Annotated in this window: 19 protein-coding genes and 1 pseudogene; all 20 read left to right on the forward strand. The window is 45.6% G+C overall.

The annotated features are described in order from the left end of the window. The first annotated feature begins 67 nt into the window (after positions 1-67). The 20 genes and pseudogenes from E5342_RS02465 to E5342_RS02560 all read left to right on the forward strand — a co-directional run bounded on the left by E5342_RS02465 (position 68) and on the right by E5342_RS02560 (position 20116). Positions 68-721 (forward strand): FAD-dependent oxidoreductase, encoded by a 654-nt coding sequence (locus E5342_RS02465; RefSeq protein ID WP_135958754.1) that lies wholly within the window; start codon positions 68-70, stop codon positions 719-721. 10 nt (positions 722-731) lie between these two features. Next, positions 732-2192 (forward strand): decarboxylating NADP(+)-dependent phosphogluconate dehydrogenase, encoded by a 1461-nt coding sequence (gene gnd, locus E5342_RS02470; RefSeq protein WP_135958755.1) that lies wholly within the window; start codon positions 732-734, stop codon positions 2190-2192. A 4-nt stretch (positions 2193-2196) separates the two neighbouring features. Next, positions 2197-3663, forward strand: coding sequence for a glucose-6-phosphate dehydrogenase (gene zwf / locus E5342_RS02475; protein ID WP_135958756.1), 1467 nt, complete (start codon positions 2197-2199; stop codon positions 3661-3663). Positions 3664-3667: 4 nt separating this feature from the next. Further along, positions 3668-4369, forward strand: a complete 702-nt coding sequence (gene pgl / locus E5342_RS02480; RefSeq protein ID WP_121735740.1) for a 6-phosphogluconolactonase — start codon at positions 3668-3670, stop codon at positions 4367-4369. A gap of 251 nt (positions 4370-4620) precedes the next feature. Then, positions 4621-4752, forward strand: a pseudogene (locus E5342_RS20255) (nucleoside 2-deoxyribosyltransferase domain-containing protein); the annotation flags it as partial. 88 nt (positions 4753-4840) lie between these two features. Continuing rightward, complete coding sequence (gene rfbA / locus E5342_RS02485; protein WP_121735739.1) at positions 4841-5716, forward strand: glucose-1-phosphate thymidylyltransferase RfbA; 876 nt, start codon at positions 4841-4843, stop codon at positions 5714-5716. A gap of 26 nt (positions 5717-5742) precedes the next feature. After that, on the forward strand, positions 5743-6819 hold the full coding sequence (locus E5342_RS02490; RefSeq protein ID WP_135958757.1) for a GDP-L-fucose synthase family protein: 1077 nt from the start codon (positions 5743-5745) through the stop codon (positions 6817-6819). A gap of 25 nt (positions 6820-6844) precedes the next feature. Beyond that, positions 6845-7996: a GDP-mannose 4,6-dehydratase gene (gene gmd / locus E5342_RS02495; RefSeq protein WP_121735737.1), complete on the forward strand. Its 1152-nt coding sequence runs from the start codon at positions 6845-6847 to the stop codon at positions 7994-7996. Between the two features lie 108 nt (positions 7997-8104). Next, the gene (locus E5342_RS02500) at positions 8105-9250 is read left to right on the forward strand and encodes an OmpA family protein (protein ID WP_005857701.1); all 1146 of its coding nucleotides are present in this window, start codon (positions 8105-8107) and stop codon (positions 9248-9250) included. A 96-nt stretch (positions 9251-9346) separates the two neighbouring features. Further along, the gene (locus E5342_RS02505; RefSeq protein WP_121735736.1) at positions 9347-10744 is read left to right on the forward strand and encodes an undecaprenyl-phosphate glucose phosphotransferase; all 1398 of its coding nucleotides are present in this window, start codon (positions 9347-9349) and stop codon (positions 10742-10744) included. A gap of 69 nt (positions 10745-10813) precedes the next feature. Continuing rightward, on the forward strand, positions 10814-11236 hold the full coding sequence (ruvX, locus tag E5342_RS02510; protein ID WP_121735735.1) for a Holliday junction resolvase RuvX: 423 nt from the start codon (positions 10814-10816) through the stop codon (positions 11234-11236). Between the two features lie 3 nt (positions 11237-11239). Then, positions 11240-11797 carry a peptide deformylase gene (gene def, locus E5342_RS02515; protein WP_135958758.1) on the forward strand — a complete coding sequence of 186 codons (558 nt, stop codon included), beginning with the start codon at positions 11240-11242 and terminating at the stop codon, positions 11795-11797. A gap of 19 nt (positions 11798-11816) precedes the next feature. Next, positions 11817-13364 carry an acyl-CoA carboxylase subunit beta gene (locus E5342_RS02520; protein ID WP_121735734.1) on the forward strand — a complete coding sequence of 516 codons (1548 nt, stop codon included), beginning with the start codon at positions 11817-11819 and terminating at the stop codon, positions 13362-13364. 12 nt (positions 13365-13376) lie between these two features. After that, complete coding sequence (locus tag E5342_RS02525) at positions 13377-13709, forward strand: acetyl-CoA carboxylase biotin carboxyl carrier protein subunit (RefSeq protein ID WP_121735733.1); 333 nt, start codon at positions 13377-13379, stop codon at positions 13707-13709. A 41-nt stretch (positions 13710-13750) separates the two neighbouring features. After that, positions 13751-15871 carry a tetratricopeptide repeat protein gene (locus tag E5342_RS02530; RefSeq protein WP_121735732.1) on the forward strand — a complete coding sequence of 707 codons (2121 nt, stop codon included), beginning with the start codon at positions 13751-13753 and terminating at the stop codon, positions 15869-15871. 90 nt (positions 15872-15961) lie between these two features. Then, positions 15962-17911 carry a threonine--tRNA ligase gene (gene thrS, locus E5342_RS02535; protein WP_121735731.1) on the forward strand — a complete coding sequence of 650 codons (1950 nt, stop codon included), beginning with the start codon at positions 15962-15964 and terminating at the stop codon, positions 17909-17911. A 40-nt stretch (positions 17912-17951) separates the two neighbouring features. After that, complete coding sequence (gene infC, locus E5342_RS02540; RefSeq protein WP_121735730.1) at positions 17952-18572, forward strand: translation initiation factor IF-3; 621 nt, start codon at positions 17952-17954, stop codon at positions 18570-18572. 55 nt (positions 18573-18627) lie between these two features. After that, on the forward strand, positions 18628-18825 hold the full coding sequence (gene rpmI / locus E5342_RS02545) for a 50S ribosomal protein L35 (RefSeq protein ID WP_005857684.1): 198 nt from the start codon (positions 18628-18630) through the stop codon (positions 18823-18825). A gap of 106 nt (positions 18826-18931) precedes the next feature. Further along, positions 18932-19276, forward strand: coding sequence for a 50S ribosomal protein L20 (gene rplT / locus E5342_RS02550; protein ID WP_005857682.1), 345 nt, complete (start codon positions 18932-18934; stop codon positions 19274-19276). A 594-nt stretch (positions 19277-19870) separates the two neighbouring features. Next, positions 19871-20116: an RNA recognition motif domain-containing protein gene (locus tag E5342_RS02560; RefSeq protein WP_135958759.1), complete on the forward strand. Its 246-nt coding sequence runs from the start codon at positions 19871-19873 to the stop codon at positions 20114-20116. The last annotated feature ends 8 nt before the right edge of the window (positions 20117-20124 follow it).

The raw sequence follows: 20124 nt of genomic DNA on the forward strand, positions 1-20124 counted from the left end.
GAATTCGCAACAATTAGGTTAAAACGAATGTTATTTTAATGTCTAACGAAAAGAAGATAAGTCAGAGATGAAAAAGTACGATGCGATTATTATTGGTTTTGGGAAAGGTGGAAAAAACTTGGCGGCGGATTTGGCCAACCATGGATGGGATGTAGCCGTGGTGGAGCGTTCGGCAGGTATGTACGGAGGCTCTTGTATTAATATCGGCTGCATACCGACAAAAGCACTTGTCCATTCCGCTCAAGTGACAGGGTATCGTAGACCTTCTACCTTCGAGCAATATGCAGAGGAGTTTAAGCAGGCAATCCTCGCCAAGGAGAAACTGACTTCTTTGCTTCGTGAGATGAATTTCAAGAATTTGGATGATCGGGAAGCTGTGGCTTATTCCGTATTCATTGATCCTCCGTTGGCCCATGTCGGGTTGAACGAGATGCAGGCCCGTAAGATGGATAAAAATATAAAGATAGCCAGCCTGCCAGCCACCGCTATGCCTCGTTCCCGTACCATTGGGCAGACGGAAGGATTGCTGAAAGCCGTGGTAGATGCGGATACTGGGAAGATCTTAGGCTGTACCTTATTCTGTGCCGAGTCCGGCGAGGTTATAAATACGGTTAGTTTGGCGATGCGTCTCGGGCAAGATTATACGTTCCTCCGGGATTCGATATTCACCCATCCGTCGATGAGTGAGGCTTTAAATGATCTATTTGGATTAATAAAATAAAAACATAAATATGAAAACATCAAATATTGGATTAATCGGTTTGGCCGTGATGGGCGAGAACCTTGCGTTAAATATGGAAAGCAAGGGGTTCACCGTATCCGTTTATAATCGTACGGCTCCGGGAGAGGAAGGCGTGGTAGACCGCTTCATGAGCGGTCGTGGAAAAGAAAAGAATTTTATAGGAACTCATACGATACAGGAATTTGTTGAGTCTATCGAGGCTCCTCGCAAGATCATGCTGATGGTAAAAGCGGGTGCTCCGGTGGATGAGCTGATGGCTCAATTGATCCCTTATTTATCATCCGGCGATGTGATTATCGATGGTGGTAACTCGGATTTCCATGATACGGAACGCAGGGTGAAGGAGATGGAGTCTAATGGGATGTATTTTGTAGGTACCGGGATCTCCGGAGGCGAGATCGGTGCCTTGTATGGACCTTCCGTGATGCCGGGTGGCTCGCCTGCCGCTTGGCCTCTGGTAAAGGATATTTTGCAAAGTATTGCCGCCAAGCTGGACGATGGGACGCCTTGTTGCCAGTGGATCGGTCCGGGTGGGGCCGGCCATTTCGTGAAAATGGTACACAATGGTATTGAGTATGGGGATATGCAATTGATTTCTGAGGCGTATTCTTTGTTGAAGAATCGTCTGGATCTGGATAATGAGTCCTTGGCGCATATCTTTGGGGATTGGAACAAGGGAGAATTGGATAGTTACCTGATCGGTATTACGGCCGATATTCTCCGCTTCAAGGACGAGGCGGGGGAGGGCTATCTGCTAGATAAGATATTGGATGCCGCCGGCCAGAAGGGTACCGGTAAATGGAGCGCTATCGCCGCTATGGACGAGAATGATCCGTTGACGTTGATTACCGAGGCTGTTTATGCCCGTATGCTTTCTTCCATGCAGGAAGAACGGAGAAAAGCATCTTTGTTTTATCCGAAAAGTGGCGTGTTGGGGCAGACCTTGATCTCGGAGAAAGAGATCAAGCAAGCCTTGTATGCAGCTAAGTTGGTTTCTTACGCACAGGGATTCTCCTTGTTGCGCCAAGCTTCCAAGCGGTATGACTGGCAGTTGGATTACGGCACGATCGCCAAGATCTGGCGGAAGGGATGTATCATACGTTCTGTCTTCTTGGAGAAGATTACTCAAGCTTATGAGAAGAACCGGGATCTGGAGAATCTCTTGTTCGATGACTTCTTTATCCAAAAGATCGAGTCTTCCTTGTTGGCTTGGCGGCAAGTGGTCGCCGAGGGTGCCTTGCATGGAGTGGCTTTGCCGGCGATGAGCTCCGGATTGAGCTATTTCGATGGACTGTCTACACCGCGTTCAGCCGCTAACTTGATTCAAGCCCAGCGGGATTATTTCGGGGCTCATACCTATGAGCGGGTCGATTGGGAGCGTAGTAAGTTTTTCCATACCAACTGGACGGGTGAGGGAGGAAAGACGGTTTCTGGAACTTATAACGTATAAAGGCATGAAGAAAGCAGATAATCAATTATTAGTTATATTCGGGGCGTCGGGCGATCTTACCAGTCGCAAGTTGCTTCCCTCTTTGTTCGAGTTATATGTCCGGGGCTTGCTGCCCGACCGCTTTTGTATCTTGGGAGCCGCCCGCACCGCTTATGGTGATGAGGAGTTCCGTGCGGAGCAGCATACGCATATTTTGGAGGCACAGAAGGGAAAGACCTACGACGAGGGCTTGATCGATGATTTCTTGAAAAATGTCTATTACGTCGCCTTCGATTCCACGAACGCCGATGAATACTACAAACTGCGTGAGCGCATCGAGTTCTTACAAGAGAAACACGACTTGCTGGATAAGATCATCTATTACTTGGCTACCCCGCCGGTGATGTACGAGATCGTTCCGCAATGTTTGTTGGAGAGCGGTTTGAACAAGGCCGAGTCTCCGGATGGTTTCAGGCGGATCATCGTGGAGAAGCCGTTTGGCACCAGCTTGGAGTCCGCCCGCCAGTTGAACGATCATTTACGGCATATCTTCCATGAGGAAGAGATTTACCGTATCGATCATTATTTGGGGAAAGAGACCGTGCAGAATATCTTGGTATTGCGCTTCTCAAACGGTATTTTCGAGCCGTTGTGGAATCATAATTATATAGATTCGATCGAGATCAGTGCCTTCGAGACCTTGGGGGTGGAGAACCGGGGCAAATATTATGATGGAGCCGGGGCGATGCGGGATATGATCCAAAATCACTTGATGCAATTGATGTCGTTTATCGCCATGGAATCTCCCTCTATATTCGAGCCGGAACCGATTCGTGACGAGATTGTGAAAGTATTCCGCTCCATACGTCCGTATACGGTGCCGGATATGGATAAGATGGTTGTCCGTGGACAATATATCGGTTATCGGGAGGAGAAGAACATAGCTCCCGACTCGAATACCGAGACTTATGTGGCGATGAAGTTCTTTATCGATAACTGGCGCTGGAGCGGTGTGCCCTTTTATTTCTATACGGGAAAGAAGTTGCCGGAGAAGTCGTCGGAGGTAGTGATCCACTTCAAGTCTACGCCCCATCAACTATTTGTCGGTCAATGTTCGGGAGGCTCCTGCAATAAATTGACCATCCGTATCCAACCGAACGAGAGTATATCCTTGAAGTTCGGGCTGAAAATGCCGGGAGCCGGTTTCGAGGTGAAACAAGTCAGCATGGACTTCCGCTACGATTCCCTCTCGAAGAGCTATCTTCCCGACGCTTACGAGCGTCTGTTGCTGGATGCCATGCTGGGCGATTCCACCCTGTATGCCCGTAGCGACGCTTTGGAGGCTAGCTGGAAATTTATCGATCCGATCTTGCTCCATTGGAAAGAAGAGGGTTCGAAGAACTTGTTCTTCTATGAGCCGGGTGAGGACGGACCGGAGGAAACTGCTATTTTAGGTGCGGAAAAGAAAGTCTGCGCCTGCCAAAGAAGATGATTTTATGGAAATAAAGAGATATAATGAGATGAAAGAGGCGCTTCGGTCGATGACGGAGGACATGATGGCGATGATTCGCCGGAAAGACTTCGCTCCGTTTAACCTAGCGCTCTCGGGAGGGGAGACAGCGAAGCATATGTTTTCCCTTTGGGTAGATGAGTATAAGGATAAGATTAACTGGGATAACATCCGTTTCTTTTGGGTGGACGAGCGTTGTGTTCCACCAACGAGTCCGGATAGTAATTACGGTCATGCGAATCATTTGCTTTTTAAGCCTTTGCGTATCCCGGCGGACCATATCCACCGGATCAAGGGCGAGAACGAGCCGGGTATTGAGGCGATGCGTTATTCGTGGGTCGTAAAGGAATTCTTGCCGTTGTTCAACCAAATGCCTACGTTTGATTGCATTATCCTCGGCGTAGGTGAGGATTCCCATACGGCATCCATTTTCCCTACCACTATGGAGCTATTGTCGGATAGCCGTAACTATGCGGTATCCCAGCAACCTTCTACCGGCCAATACCGGATCACCATGACGGGACCGCTTATCTTGAACGGCACCCCCTTATTGGTCCCGGTACTGGGCACGAACAAGGAATCCGTAATCCAGAGGCTTTCCGATGGCTATTCTCCTTCAAACGATACGCCTGCCGCTTATATCTTATCGCACGCCGTACAAGCTACGAGTTATGGACTGAATCCATGAAGAGTTCGTTCTTGCTCGTTATAAAGTTTGTTTCTCCATGAAGCAAACAATCTTCTCTCTATATACAAAGCCTGTCGCATCTTAATAAATTCTATAATCGCCGATGCTGATTCTATAATCACTGCCGCTGATTGTACAATCGCTGACGGCGGTTTTATAATCAGTGGCGGTGATTATAGAATTAGACAGCTTGCGAACAGGAATGGATAAGCTTGTGAGAAAGTATTCATACTCTATCATTGGTTATCGTCTTGCGTTCCGGAAAATTGCGGGTGATTTGCGAGCCCGGGTTTTACCGGTATGATAATGTGCGCTTAACTTGTGCGCGCTATGGCGTCCTATTGTATCAGAATATGGACGATTTTTTGAAAACGATACGTTAATCTATTATTATTTGTTTAACTTTGTATAGTTTTAGGGACGGTAAGGAATCGATCCTAAACTAATATTGTCGAATAAAATGGAAAGAATATGAAAGGTATAGTTTTAGCCGGTGGATCGGGTACTCGCTTGTATCCGATCACTAAAGGAGTTTCCAAGCAACTTCTACCTATTTATGATAAGCCGATGATTTTTTATCCGATATCCGTGCTCATGCTGGCGGGGATACGGGAGATTCTTATCATATCGACTCCGCAGGATTTGCCGGGCTTTCGTCGTTTACTGGGCGATGGCTCCGATTATGGGGTTCGTTTTGAATATGCCGAGCAACCTTCGCCGGACGGATTGGCGCAAGCTTTCATCATTGGAGAGCGCTTTATCGGCAATGACTCCGTTTGCTTGGTACTTGGTGATAACATCTTTTACGGACAGAGTTTTACCCGTATGTTAAAAGAGGCTGTTTACAAGGTGGAGAACGAACAAAAAGCGACCGTGTTCGGTTACTACGTAAACGATCCGGAACGCTATGGTGTTGCGGAGTTCGATGCGGACGGGAACGTCCTCAGTATCGAGGAGAAACCGAAGGAACCGAAGTCGAATTACGCCGTGGTAGGATTGTATTTTTATCCAAACAAGGTGGTGGACGTGGCCAAAAATATCAAACCATCCGCCCGTGGAGAGCTGGAGATCACTACCGTGAACCAGTGGTTCTTGAAGGATGGGGAGTTGAAAGTCCAGCTATTGGGACGTGGATTCGCCTGGTTGGATACCGGAACTCACGACTCGTTATCTGAGGCATCTACTTTCGTGGAGGTGATCGAGAAGAGACAGGGCCTGAAGGTGGCTTGTCTGGAGGAGATCGCTTTCAAGCAAGGATGGATTGATGAGAAGCGACTTGAGCAAGTTGCCTTGCCAATGATTAAGAATCAGTACGGCCAGTATTTGATGAGGTTGATTGGTAAGTAGAAGTAGTTCAGAATACGAGACATGGTATGGAAAAAGACAGTAAAATATTTGTAGCCGGTCACCGGGGCTTGGTAGGTTCCGCCATCTTGAATAATTTGCGCAGCAAAGGGTATACGAACTTCCTTCTCCGTACGCATGCGGAACTGGATCTGACGGATCAAGTCGCCGTGAACGAGTTCTTCGCTGCTGAAAGGCCGGACTATGTGTTTTTGTCGGCGGCACACGTCGGTGGTATCATGGCGAACAGTTTGTACCGTGCCGATTTTATCTACAATAATTTGATGATCCAGAATAATGTCATTCATGCCTCTTGGAAAAACAACGTAAAGAAATTGTTATTCTTGGGAAGCACCTGCATCTATCCCCGTGAGGCTCCGCAGCCCATGCCAGAGGATTGCTTGCTGACATCTCCTTTGGAATATTCCAACGAACCTTATGCGATCGCCAAGATAGCGGGTATCAAGATGTGCGAGAGTTACAACCTGCAATATGGTACGAACTACATCGCTGTGATGCCTACGAACCTCTATGGGCCCAATGATAATTTCAATCTGGAGACTTCCCATGTATTGCCAGCCATGATCCGTAAGATCCATTTGGCGAAATGCCTGCATACGGGAGATTGGGAGGCCTTGCGTAAGGATATGGATGTTCGTCCGGTAGAGGGTGTGTCTGGGAAGGCTACCGAGTCGGAAATCCTCTCCGTATTGGATAAACAGGGTATTTGTCCGGGCGAGGTGGAGCTGTGGGGAACCGGCAAGCCGCTTCGTGAGTTCTTATGGAGCGAGGAGATGGCTGACGCTTCTGTTTATATCATGGAACACGTGGATTTCGAGGATCTCCGCCAAAGGGAGGGCGAGGTTCGTAATACACATATTAATATAGGTACGGGTATCGAGCTTTCGATCCGTGAAGTCGCCGAATTGATCCAACGAGAGATCGGATTCGAGGGTGAGCTGAGGTTTAACTCGTCCAAGCCGGACGGTACGCTTCGTAAGCTGACGGATGTAAGTAAGTTGCATGCCTTAGGTTGGCATCATACGATCGAGATTGAGGAGGGTGTGAAGCGACTCTATGAGTGGTACTTGGGAGTTGGTAAATGATAAATGAGAATTGAAAATTAGAGAAATGGGTAAAGTAGCGTTAATAACAGGTATTACGGGGCAGGATGGGGCTTATCTTACTGAGTTCTTGATCAAGAAAGGATATACGGTACATGGTATCAAGCGTCGTTCTTCCATGTTCAATACGGATCGCATTGATCATTTATATCAAGATCCGCATGTGGAAAACCGTAATTTGATCCTGCATTATGGCGATTTAACGGATAGTTTGAATCTTACACGTATCATTGGCGAGGTCCAGCCGGATGAGATCTATAATCTGGCTGCCATGAGTCATGTGAAAGTGAGTTTCGATACTCCCGAATATACGGCGAATGCGGATGGCTTGGGCGTATTACGTATTCTGGAGGCGGTTCGCTTGCTGAACTTGATCCCGAAGACACGTATTTATCAGGCATCTACATCTGAGTTGTATGGCTTGGTACAAGAGGTGCCACAGAGGGAGACTACTCCTTTCTATCCGAGAAGCCCTTATGCGGTAGCGAAACTATACGGTTACTGGATTACGGTAAATTATAGAGAGGCTTATCATATGCATGCTTCCAATGGCATCTTGTTTAATCACGAGTCTCCGTTAAGAGGGGAGACGTTTGTGACCCGTAAGGTAACCCGGGCGGTTTCACGTATCGTTTTGGGTATGCAAAAAAAGGTTTATATGGGTAATCTTTCTTCCAAACGGGATTGGGGACACGCAAAAGATTACGTGCGTGCCATGTACGCTATTTTGCAACAAGATGAACCTTCGGACTATGTCATAGCTACTGGGATAACTACCACGATTCGAGACTTTATCCGTATGGCTTTTGAGGAAGTTGGCGTGGGAATTTACTTTAAAGGAGAAGGGGTAGACGAGGTCGCTATTTTAGAGTTGATAGACGAGGAATTGTTTGTCAAGAAGGTTGGTGATGCCTATCTGGAAAACTTTAAAAAACGTGTGGGTGAGGAAGTTGTAGGAGTAGATTCACAGTATTTCCGTCCTACGGAAGTGGAGTTGCTGATCGGCGACGCTACGAAGGCACGTACCCGTTTAGGGTGGGAACCGGAGTATTCATTAGCGGCTTTAATCGAGGATATGGTGAAGAATGATATAAAACTAATGAAGAAGGAGTCTTATCTAAAAGAGGGGGGCTATAAAATTTTGAACTATTTCGAGTGAGTTCGAAACAATTTGAAGATTTTATTTGTTGTATTTACAAAAAGAGTTAAATTTGTGCCAATTTTAAGATATTAGGTAATTGATTGTTTAATTAAAAATGTTGAAAATATGAAGACTAAGGTTTTACTTTTAGCTTTGTTATCAGGTTTTGTATTTTCTGTGGCAGCACAGGAATATCAACCGCAGGTGGGGTTCAGCAATGAGGCTGGTTATAAGACTAATTTCAAGAAGAATAAAGCTCGCGACAATTGGTTTATTTCAATTGCGGGTGGAGCTAGCGTATTATTAGGAGACCAAAATGGAGAGGCTGATTTCAAGAATCGTTTAAACTTCGCTCCACAAGTGTCTTTTGGTAAGTGGTTTAATCCGTATTTAGGATTCCGTACCCAGTTAAATGGTGGTATTATCCACGGTTTTGAAGGTGATGGCGCACAGTTTATGCAACATAATAAATATGTAGCCGCTCACGTAGACTTGTTGTGGGATGTTACTAACTTCTGGGCTCCTTACAGAGAATCTAAAGTGTTCCGCTTGATTCCTTGGGTCGGTTTTGGTTACGCGCAGCGTTTCAAGACTACAGAGTCTTACGATCGTCCAAGAACGGAGTCCCCTACGTTGAACGCTGGTATCTTGACCGCCTTCCGTTTGAGCAAACGTGTTGATTTGAATGTTGAGATCCAAGGTTCTTTGTTGAACGAGCAGTTCAACCGTGTTGAGATGAATCACCTTACAGACGGTATCGTTCAGTTGAGCGCTGGTTTGACATTCAAATTGGGTAAGACAGACTTTGAGGTATTGGAGCCGATGGATTATGCTTTGTTGAACGACTTGAACGGCCAAATCAACTCTTTGCGTGCCGCTAATGATGAGTTGAGCAAGCGTCCGGTTTCTTGCCCTGAGTGCCAAGAGACAGTTACTGAGGTTGTAAATAACTACGTTGACAATGTGGTTTACTTCCGCATCAACAGCGCTAAGATCGACAAGAACCAGCAGATCAATATCTATAACACAGCTGAGTTCATGAAGAACAATAACGCTCCGATCAAGGTGGTTGGTTACGCTGACAAGAAGACGGGTACTTCTGATTATAACATGGGTCTTTCAGAGAAACGTGCTAGAGCGGTCGCTAAGGAACTTATCGATAAATACGGTATCTCTTCTAGCCAGATCACGATCGAATGGAGAGGTTCTGACGAACAACCTTATGGTGAAAATAGCTGGAACCGTGTAGTAATTATGAGCGCTAATAATTAATTTACGAATTAATACTTTAAAAAGGCCGTACTTCTAAGTATGGCCTTTTTTTTGCGCCGAAAAATACTTACTTTTGCGAGAATTTATCGAATTGCTATGATATTAAACAAAAAACATGGTTATTTAATCCAATGGCTGATTGGTGTAGGAGATTTGATTGTATTGAATCTCTTGTTTATGGCCGTTTTTCATTTGCTTAGCCCGAAATACACGGAAGCGATATCCTATAATTTGAGAGAGGTTATTCTGCTATTGAATTTCTGTTATTTCTTCTCTTTATATTTTATCCCAATTCGAGTGCATTTGGCGGTCGTGTTTATCGACAAGATCGTGCAACGGGCGTTCGGATTGGTTACTGTACTTATCTTTTTATTTGCTACTTGCTTGATATTCTTGAACGTAGGAGATATTCTCGCTACTTTCCTCTTGGTTTATTACGGGGTTTCTATCATCTTGTTTTCGCTTTGGCGGGTTTTTGTGCGCTTATCCTTAAAGTTTTATAGGCGAAAAGGCTATAATTTTAAAAAGGTGGTGATTGTGGGTGCTGGAAAGAATGGTATGGAGCTTTACCAAGTCATGAAAGATGATTTGAGTTATGGGTTTAGTGTAAAGGGGTTCTTTGACGACAATGACTCGTTGAAAGACGTTTTACCTAATTACTTGGGTAAGACGAGTGAGGTGGAAGCGTATGTGCTAGAGCATGATATCGATGAGATTTATTGTACCTTGCCAGGTACGAATAACGGAAAGATCGTACGGCTTCTGAATTTCGCCGAGAAGAAGATGGTGCGTTTCTATATCGTGCCCGAGTTTTACCGGGATGTAAAGAAGAGTATGGTGATGGAGGTGATGGAATCGATCCCATTGCTGACGGTTCGCCGGGAGCCTTTGCAATCCGCCTATAACCGGTTCTTGAAACGAGCGTTCGATATATTGTTCTCTTTGGTGATTTTGCTGACGATTTATCCGATCCTGTACATCGTGGTCGGTATGATGATCAAGTTAAGCTCGCCCGGTCCGATCTTGTTTAAGCAGAAACGTACGGGATTGTATGGGCGTGACTTCGAGTGTTTTAAGTTTCGTACAATGAAGGTGAACGCACAGGCTGATACTTTGCAGGCCGTCAAGAATGATCCTCGGAAGACCCGGATCGGCGATTTCTTGCGCCGGACGAATCTTGATGAGTTTCCTCAGTTCGTGAACGTCTTGCTGGGCGATATGTCCGTGGTAGGCCCTCGTCCGCATATGTTGAAGCATACCGAGCAGTACTCGGCATTGATCGATAAGTATATGGTGCGGCATTTGGTGAAACCGGGAGTAACGGGGTGGGCGCAAGTCACTGGTTATCGGGGTGAGACCAAGACACTGGAGCAGATGGAAGGGCGTGTGAAGAGAGATGTATGGTATATAGAGAATTGGACGTTTTTCCTTGATTTAAAGATTATAGTGGTTACAGTACTGAACATGTTCAAGGGAGAGAAGAATGCGTATTGATCCGATTCGTTGCACACTTTTTGCGGATTTGTGTAATCCGTATTTATATTTATGCTATATTCGCGCTCGATGGGAAGAATAATTGCAATAGATTACGGCCGGAAACGTACGGGGATAGCCGCTACGGATATTTTACAAATGATCGCTAACGGCGTGGCGACAGTCCCAAGTGGAGAGGTTGTGAGATACTTGTCGGATTACGTATCGCAGGAACCGGTGGATTTATTTGTGGTCGGGCTTCCGAAGCAAATGAACAATGAGCCTTCTGAGAACATGAAGTATGTGGAGGCGTTCGTGACCCATCTGAAAAGGACGATACCAAGTATCCCGGTAACTTATTACGACGAGCGGTTCACGTCGGTCTTAGCTCATAAGGCCATGTTGGAAGGTGGTTTAAAGAAAAAGAAACGGCAAGATAAAGGACTGGTCGATGAGATTAGCGCCGTTATTATTTTGCAAGCTTATTTAGAAAGTAAAAAATATCAGTTATAACTTATGATTTTACCCGTATTTTTATATGGTCAGCCCGTACTAAGAAAAGAGGCTGAGGATGTACCTAAAGATTATCCCGACTTGAAACAGTTGGTTGCCAATATGTTTGAAACGATGTATAATGCCGATGGGGTAGGACTTGCCGCTCCTCAGGTGGGCTTGTCTATCCGTTTGGTGGTTATAGACGGTGATGTGATGGGAGATGACTTCCCTGAATGCAAGGGTTTCAAGCGTGCGTTGGTTAATCCCGAGTTTTTGGAACGTAGCGAGGAGGAAATAGCTATGGAGGAAGGCTGTTTGAGCCTGCCGGGTATACACGAGAAAGTGTCTCGCTCGAAAACGGTTCGTGTGAGATATTGGGATGAGAATTGGGAGGAGCACGAGGAAGTGGTGGAAGGTTTCGCCGCCCGTATCGTGCAGCATGAGTGCGAGCATTTGACGGGGCATGTCTTTATCGACAATGTCTCCGCTATTCGCCGCCAATTGAACAAAGGCAAATTAAATAGTATTATTAAAGGGACGGTTCGTTGCTCTTACCGGGCAAAGGCCGTTGGTAAATAATAAATCTATAAATAACAATATGACAGATTTAAGTAAAAACATTGAGGCCCTCAGGGAAAAGAAAGCCGTTATCGAGATGGGCGGTGGTGAGGCTGCTATCGAAAAGCAAGTGGCGATGGGTAAGCTTACTGCCCGGGAGCGTATCTTGGCTTTGCTGGATAAGAACTCTTTCCATGAGTATGACATGTTCGTGAAACACGATGGCCGTGATTTCGGTATGGAGAAGAAAGTTCTGCCGGGTGATGGTGTGGTTACCGGTACGGGTACGATTTTTGGTGCCCCGGTTTGCATCTATGCGCAGGACTTTACGGTTGCCGGTGGTTCGTTAGGTTTGCAACATGCTCGTAAGATCACCAAGATCATGGACCATGCGTTGAAGATGAAATGTCCGATCATCGGAATCAATGACTCGGGTGGCGCACGTATCCAAGAAGGCGTTGGTGCTTTGGCTGGTTATGGTGAAATATTCTATCGCAATACGATCGCCTCGGGCGTGATTCCTCAGATTTCCTTGATCCTCGGTCCTTGTGCTGGTGGTGCTGTTTATTCTCCGGCGTTGACGGACTTCGTGTTTGTGGTTGAGAACATCTCCAAGATGTTTATCACGGGACCGAACGTTATCAAGACCGTGTTGGGTGAGGACATCTCTATGGAAGACCTTGGTGGCGCACGTGTTCATGCGGAGACTACAGGTAACGCTCATTTCTATGCCTTGAGCGAGCAAGAATGTTTCGATCAGGTGAAACGTTTGGTTAGCTTCATCCCTTGGAATAATCAGGAGCGTGCGAAAGTGGTTGAGCCGAAAGAGCCCTCCGCTATGCTGAATATCGAGCAAGTAGTTCCGGCGGACCCGAAACAGCCGTATGATGTGCGAGACGTTATCAGATGTATCGTCGATGACTCGGACTTTTTGGAGATCCAAAAGTTGTGGGCCGCTAATATTGTGATCGGCTTTGGCCGCATGGCAGGAGAGACTGTAGGTTTTGTAGCCAACCAGCCGATGGTTTTGGCCGGCGTGCTTGATTGTGATAGCGCTGACAAGGCCGCTCGTTTCATCCGTTTCTGCGACTCATTCAATATTCCTATCATCACGTTGGAGGATATGCCGGGTTATCTGCCGGGCGTAGATCAAGAGCATGCGGGTGTGATTCGTCATGGGGCTAAGGTTCTGTATGCGTATTCGGAAGCTACTGTTCCTAAGATCACGGTTATTTTGCGCAAGGCGTACGGTGGAGGTTATATAGCTATGAACTCCCGTCACTTGGGCGCTGACTTCATGTTCGCTTGGCCGAGTGCGGAGATCGCTGTTATGGGTCCGGAAGGCGCAGCTAACATCATATTCCGCAAGGAGATCATGGAGGCGGAAGATCAGAACGCTATGCGTCAGGAGAAGGTGAAAGAATATATCGAGAAATTCGCGAACCCGTACGTGGCGGCTTCCAAAGGATTTATCGACTCTGTGATCGAACCGAAAGAAACCCGTTCATTATTGCTACACGCACTGAAGCTTTCCATTCTAAAAGAGGAATACAGACCGGCCAAGAAGCACGGTTTGCCTCCGTTCTAAATTGATGAGAGTATGGAAAAGAAACACCAGCAAGAAGAATATGTAGACTTTGTGGTGACGGCACGTAAATATAAGACGTTGTTGACAGCGAAGTATAAGAACCGACCGATGTGGCATAAGCCGTCGGCTGGTGACGTGGTTTCTCATCTTCCCGGAACAATTATCAAGATTTTGGTAGAGGAAGGGCAGGCCGTGGAAGCCGGGCAACTTCTGTTGATCCATGAGGCGATGAAAATGCAGAACCGGGTGGTCGCTCCCATAGCGGGAGTCGTTGTAGAGCTCAATGTAAAAGAGAGCGATAAGATAACGAAGAATCATTTAATGGTAAAAATAGAGTCTAAGTAAGATAATTTACTTATTTTTGCCTCTCAATCATTTTTAATAGGATGAAGAAGGCAATACTCTTTTTGATATTACAGATATTTACGATTTCGCTTTTTGCGCAGATTAATACGGACCGTGTATTGGCCATTGGTAGGAACGCCCTTTATTTTGAGGATTATGTTCTTTCCATTCAGTACTTCAATCAGGTTATCAAATCCAAACCTTGGTTGGCGGAACCCTATTTCTACCGTGCGGTGGCGAAGATAAATCTGGACGATTTTAAGGGGGCCGAGGAAGACTGTACTTTATGTCTTCAGCGGAACCCTTTTTTAACGCAAGCGTATTATGCTCGCGGCATCGCCCGCCAAAGTCAGGAGAAATACGGCGAGGCGATCGACGATTACCGGAAAGGACTTGAGTTCAAATCCGAAGACCGCCAGATGCTGGTGAATATGGCGGTGGCTTTTATCCAGAAAAAAGACTACAACGGGGCGGAGAAGACTTTCGATGATTTAATGACTGCCCATCCGAAATATTCCATGAATTATATGACACGGGGCGCTATGTATCTGGAGAAAGGGGATACGTTGAAAGCCTTGGCCGATTATAATAAGGCGATCGAGATGGACCCTTATTATGCGCCGGCGTATGGTAATCGTGCGATCCTTCATTATCAAATGGAGGATTACAAGAATGCCTTGGCTGATTTGAACGAGGCACTCCGGCTGGATACCCGTGAGAGCGGATATTATATTAACCGGGGATTAGTCCGTTATCAGATGAATGACTTGAGAGGTGCGATGGCCGATTACGATCAGGTAATCAGCATGGATAGCCGGAACTTGATCGCACGGTTCAACCGGGGTTTGCTTCGGTTCCAAGTCGGGGATAATAACCGGGCTATCGAGGACTTCGATGTCGTTATCCAGCAAGAGCCAGATAACTATATGGCTTATTACAACCGTGCGTTGCTCCGTTTCGAGACGGGCGACTACCGGGGGGCCGTGCAGGATTACGACGTGGTCTTGAAGCAATATCCTACTTTCCTGCCGGGCTTTGTGAGCCGTTCGGAAGCAAAGCGTAAGCTGGGGGATAACGTGGGGGCAGACCGTGATTATTGGGCAGCCATAAAGATGGAGGAGCAGGCCAAGAACGGACAGCTCCCGAAGACATCGTCTTCTGGCTCCAATACGGTGGTGAACGGAGATGCCAAGACGGACGATTCGGAGGAGAATACTCGTGAGCAATCCGATAAGAATATCAATAAGTTCAACCGCTTGGTGGTATACGATAAGGAGCAGGAGCGTAAAAGTAAGTACCAAAGCGAAGTCCGCGGACGTGTACAAGATTGGAATGTACATGTGGATCTGGAACCTCAATTTGTCCTAACTTATTACGAGAAAGCAGATCCCGTAAAGAAACTTGTTTATTATGACAAGATGGTAGAGGATTACAATGGCCAGATGGCCCTGAAACGTAAATTGCGTATCACGAACGAGGAAGCTGCTTTGACTGAAGATCAGATCGCCGTGCATTTCGCCTCCATCGACGAGTATTCGGCGGAGATCGAGCGTGATCCGAATAATGCTAACGCTTATTTCGGTCGTGCGATGGACTTCATGTTGGTGCAGGATTTCTCGGAGGCGATCAAGAATTTCTCGGAAGCGATCGAGCGAGACCCCTCGTTTACGATGGCCTATTTCAATCGTGCCGTAGAACGTTATAAGCAATTGATGTACACCCAATCCCAGCAGGCTAACAAGGATACATACGACTTGAGTGGCTCAGGGATGAACTTGAATATCGGGTCTGCCCGGTTGCGGGTAAACGCCAACACGTCGGTAGACCCCCGTAGTGCTATGTTGAAGGATAATAAGAGAGCCTATGAGCATGAGCAGATCATGAGGGACTACGATATGGTGATCAAGTTGAACCCGGGTTTTGTGTACGCCTACTTTAACCGTGCGAACCTGCGTTGCGCCCAGCGTGATTTCCGTGCTGCTATCGTTGATTACAACGAGGCAATCGAGCGAGACCCTGAATTTGCCGAGGCTTACTACAATCGTGGGTTGGCTCGTCTGTCGCAAGGTGACGTGAACCAGGGTATCGCCGACTTGAGCAAGGCGGGTGAGTTGGGTATCTACAACGCTTATAGTATCATCAAGCGAATGACAAGCCGATGATAACGCAAATTATTCGAGTTAAATGTTTCGCTGATAGAAAAGAAATATTAACTTTGTGGGCTAAATATAAAGAATTTTAGAGAATAGAATATGATAAAGATTACATTTCCGGACAATTCCGTAAGAGAATATGCAAAGGGAACGACTGCTATGCAGATAGCGGAAAGCATTAGTTCTCGTTTGGCACAGGAAGTCCTAGCTGCAAGCGTGAATGGAGAGGTTTGGGACTTAAGCCGTCCTATCAACGACGACGTTGCGGTGAAACTTTTGAAGTGGGAAGACGAGGAAGGTAAACATGCGTTCTGGCACTCCAGTGCTCACCTTATGGCAGAGGCTTTGCAGGAATTATATCCGGGTATTAAATTCGGTATCGGTCCGGCGATCGAGAACGGTTTCTATTATGACGTGGATCCGGGGGAGGCCGTGATCAAAGAGGGTGATTTCCCCGCTATCGAGGCTAAGATGCTAGAGTTGGTAGCCAAGAAAGAAGAAATCAAACGTCAGGACATTACTAAGGCGGATGCCATGAAGATGTTCGGTGATAGAGGTGAAGAGTATAAAACAGAGCTTATCAGTGAGCTGGAAGACGGTACGATCACGACCTATACACAGGGGTCTTTCACGGACTTGTGTCGGGGTCCGCATTTGCCGAACACTTCTTACTTGAAAGCGGTTAAGATATTGAGCGTCGCTGGTGCTTATTGGCGTGGCGATGAGAAACGCAAGCAATTGGTTCGTTTGTATGGTATCACTTTCCCGAAAAAGAAGATGTTGGATGAGTATCTGACATTGCTGGAGGAGGCCAAGAAACGTGACCACCGTAAGATCGGTAAGGAGATGGATTTATTTATGTTCTCCGATACGGTAGGCAAGGGGTTACCGATGTGGTTGCCGAAAGGTACTGCCTTACGTTTACGTCTGCAAGAGTTCTTGCGTCGTATCCAAGCTCGTTATAACTATCAAGAGGTAATGTGTCCGCCGATCGGTAATAAATTGTTGTACATTACCTCCGGCCACTACGCTAAATACGGTAAGGATTCTTTCCAGCCGATCCATACGCCGGAGGAGGGCGAGGAGTACTTCTTGAAACCGATGAACTGCCCTCATCACTGTATGATCTATAAAAACTCTCCCCGCTCATATAAGGACCTGCCGTTGCGTTTAGCTGAGTTTGGTACGGTTTGCCGGTATGAGCAGAGCGGTGAGTTGCACGGATTAACTCGTGTACGTAGCTTTACACAGGATGATGCTCATATTTTCTGCCGTCCCGATCAGGTAAAGCAGGAATTCTTGAACGTGATGGATATCATCTCGATCGTATTCAAAACGATGAACTTTGAGAACTTTGAGGCTCAGATCTCCTTGCGTGATAAGGTGAATCGTGAGAAATATATCGGTAGCGACGAGAACTGGGAGAAAGCAGAGCAAGCGATTGTAGAGGCTTGTGAGGAAAAAGGCTTGAAAGCTAAGATAGAGTATGGAGAGGCAGCCTTTTACGGTCCGAAACTCGATTTCATGGTGAAAGACGCTATTGGCCGTCGCTGGCAGTTAGGTACGATTCAGGTAGATTATAATTTGCCGGAACGTTTCCAATTGGAATATACGGGTGCCGATAACCAGAAACATCGTCCGGTTATGATTCACCGTGCGCCGTTCGGTTCCATGGAGCGATTCGTAGCCGTATTGATCGAGCACACATCCGGAAAGTTCCCGTTATGGTTGACGCCGGAGCAGGTATGTATCATGCCGATCAGCGAGAAGTTCAATGATTACGCTTGGCAAATCGCACGTGAGTTGGGTAATCAGGAAATTCGTGCTATCGTAGATGACCGAAATGAGAAGATCGGCCGTAAAATCCGTGACAATGAATTGAAAAGAATTCCTTATATGCTCATCGTTGGAGAAAAAGAAGCAGAAAATGGTGAAGTTTCTGTAAGAAAACAGGGCGAAGGTGATAAAGGTTCGATGAAAATTGCTACCTTTGCAGCACTTTTGAATGGCGAGGTAGAGGAAATGATGAATCGCTGGCAAAAAAAGTAATGATTAAATAACTAATAACGAGGAGAATAAATCTTTTTGAATGAAGAATGACAATCTGAAAGAACAGTATAGAATCAACGAACGTATTCGTGTTCGTGAAGTTCGTTTAGTAGGTGACAATATAGAGACGGGTGTTTATCCGATCGCTCAAGCGCTGAAAATAGCGGAAGAGCAGGGGATGGATCTAGTTGAGATTTCACCAAATGCTGCGCCCCCCGTTTGCAGAGTAATCGACTACCAGAAATTCCTCTATCAGCAAAAAAAGCGTCAGAAAGAGCAAAAAGCAAAATCTGTGAAAGTGATCGTGAAGGAGATTCGTTTCGGACCTCAGACAGATGATCATGATTACAATTTTAAGTTGAAGCACGCTAAGGGATTTTTGGAAGAAGGTTCTAAGGTCAAAGCTTACGTGTTCTTTAAAGGTCGTTCTATCCTTTTTAAGGAACAGGGAGAGGTTTTGCTGCTTCGTTTTGCCAATGATTTGGAGGATTACGGAAAAGTGGAACAGTTACCGGTATTAGAGGGAAAACGTATGATTATTATGCTTTCCCCGAAGAAGGCGGGTACAGGTTCTGTTCCGGCTGCAACTCCGAAAGTCGTAAAGAAGGTGGTCACGACACCTAAGCCTAAAAGCGAGAGTGATAAGAAAACAGAAGAATAAAATCCGTCCCTGATAGAAGGGAGGTTAAGTTTAATAATTAAAATATAATTGGAAAATGCCTAAGATGAAGACTAATTCCGGTGCCAAAAAGAGGTTCGCCCTTACCGGATCAGGAAAGATCAAAAGAAAACACGCTTTTAAGAGTCATATCTTAACAAAGAAGACTAAGAAGCAAAAGAGAAATCTTACTCACACGGGTTTGGTAGCTAGTGTTGATGTAAGCAACGTAAAGCAGATGCTTTGCATGAAGTAATCTTTATTCATTAAGCGAGTTTTATAACGATTTTTATTAACCGAATGCATTTAGCAATCAAGTTCATCCTAAGAGGTGACGCTAACATTCAAAACAGATTAGAATTATGCCTAGATCAGTAAATCATGTTGCTTCAAGAGCAAAAAGAAAACGGATTTTAAAACTAACCCGTGGTTATTATGGTGCACGTAAGAACGTTTGGACTGTAGCGAAGAATACATGGGAAAAAGGTTTGACTTATGCTTTCCGCGACCGTCGTAACAAGAAACGTAATTTCCGTGCTTTGTGGATTCAGCGTATCAATGCTGCCGCTCGTATGGAAGGTTTGTCTTATTCTCGCCTGATGGGTGCTTTGCACGCTGCTGGTATCGAGATCAACCGTAAAGTTTTGGCAGACTTGGCCGTTAACCATCCGGAAGCGTTCAAGGCTATCGTAGCTAAAGTGAAATAAGATTTTTGCTGTATAGTTAAAAAAGAGTCTCTTCGAAAAGGAGACTCTTTTTTTGTTGTTTTTGTTTGGTCATGTCGATACGATTACATATCTTTGTAACAAGAAAAAGATAAACAGGGAATGAGTTAAGCCGCACTTGTTCGATTGGGGAACTCATCAGTTTATTTTAATTCCGAGACATAGCTCTTGTTGCCAATGGCGGGCCGCGCCTTTCGGGGTATGCTTAGCACGGCGGATTACAAAGGTGGCAAAGCACTCAAATCCTGTCATACGGAGTTTGTTCATATCTACAGTGCGGCTTTTTCAAATAGAGAAGAGGATCTTTCGGGATTCTCTTCTTTTTTATGCGGTTTATGTTGGTAGTTTCCTTAGCTCACATCAGTAGTCTCGTAAAGGTAAGGTAAATTAATAAATCGGTTTTTATAGTTGGTTATCCAAAAAGAATGCTTTCCTTTGCATCAACAAACAAAAGATAGTTTGTTTTGCTCTTTATCTTCGAGTTTCTATTCTCAGTAATGATAATATATTCTTCTAGAAATCGATCTTCACTAACATCACTTGTTTTATTATTAATTTATTTTTAATTTTTTTCGTATGAATATTTACATTGGAAACTTGAGTTATCGAGTAAGAGAGTCTGATTTGCAACAAGTATTAGAAGAGTATGGTGTTGTTGATTCAGTAAAGTTAATTGTTGATCGTGATACTAGACGTTCTAAGGGTTTCGCTTTCGCTGAAATGCCTAACCTGGCTGAGGCTCAAAAAGCTATTGAGGAATTGAACCAAGCTGAGTACGAAGGTCGTCAGATGGTTGTAAAAGAAGCAATTCCTAGACATTAATTTTAGAA

The organism is Parabacteroides distasonis (assembly GCF_004793765.1).
GTDB lineage: Bacteria > Bacteroidota > Bacteroidia > Bacteroidales > Tannerellaceae > Parabacteroides > Parabacteroides distasonis_A.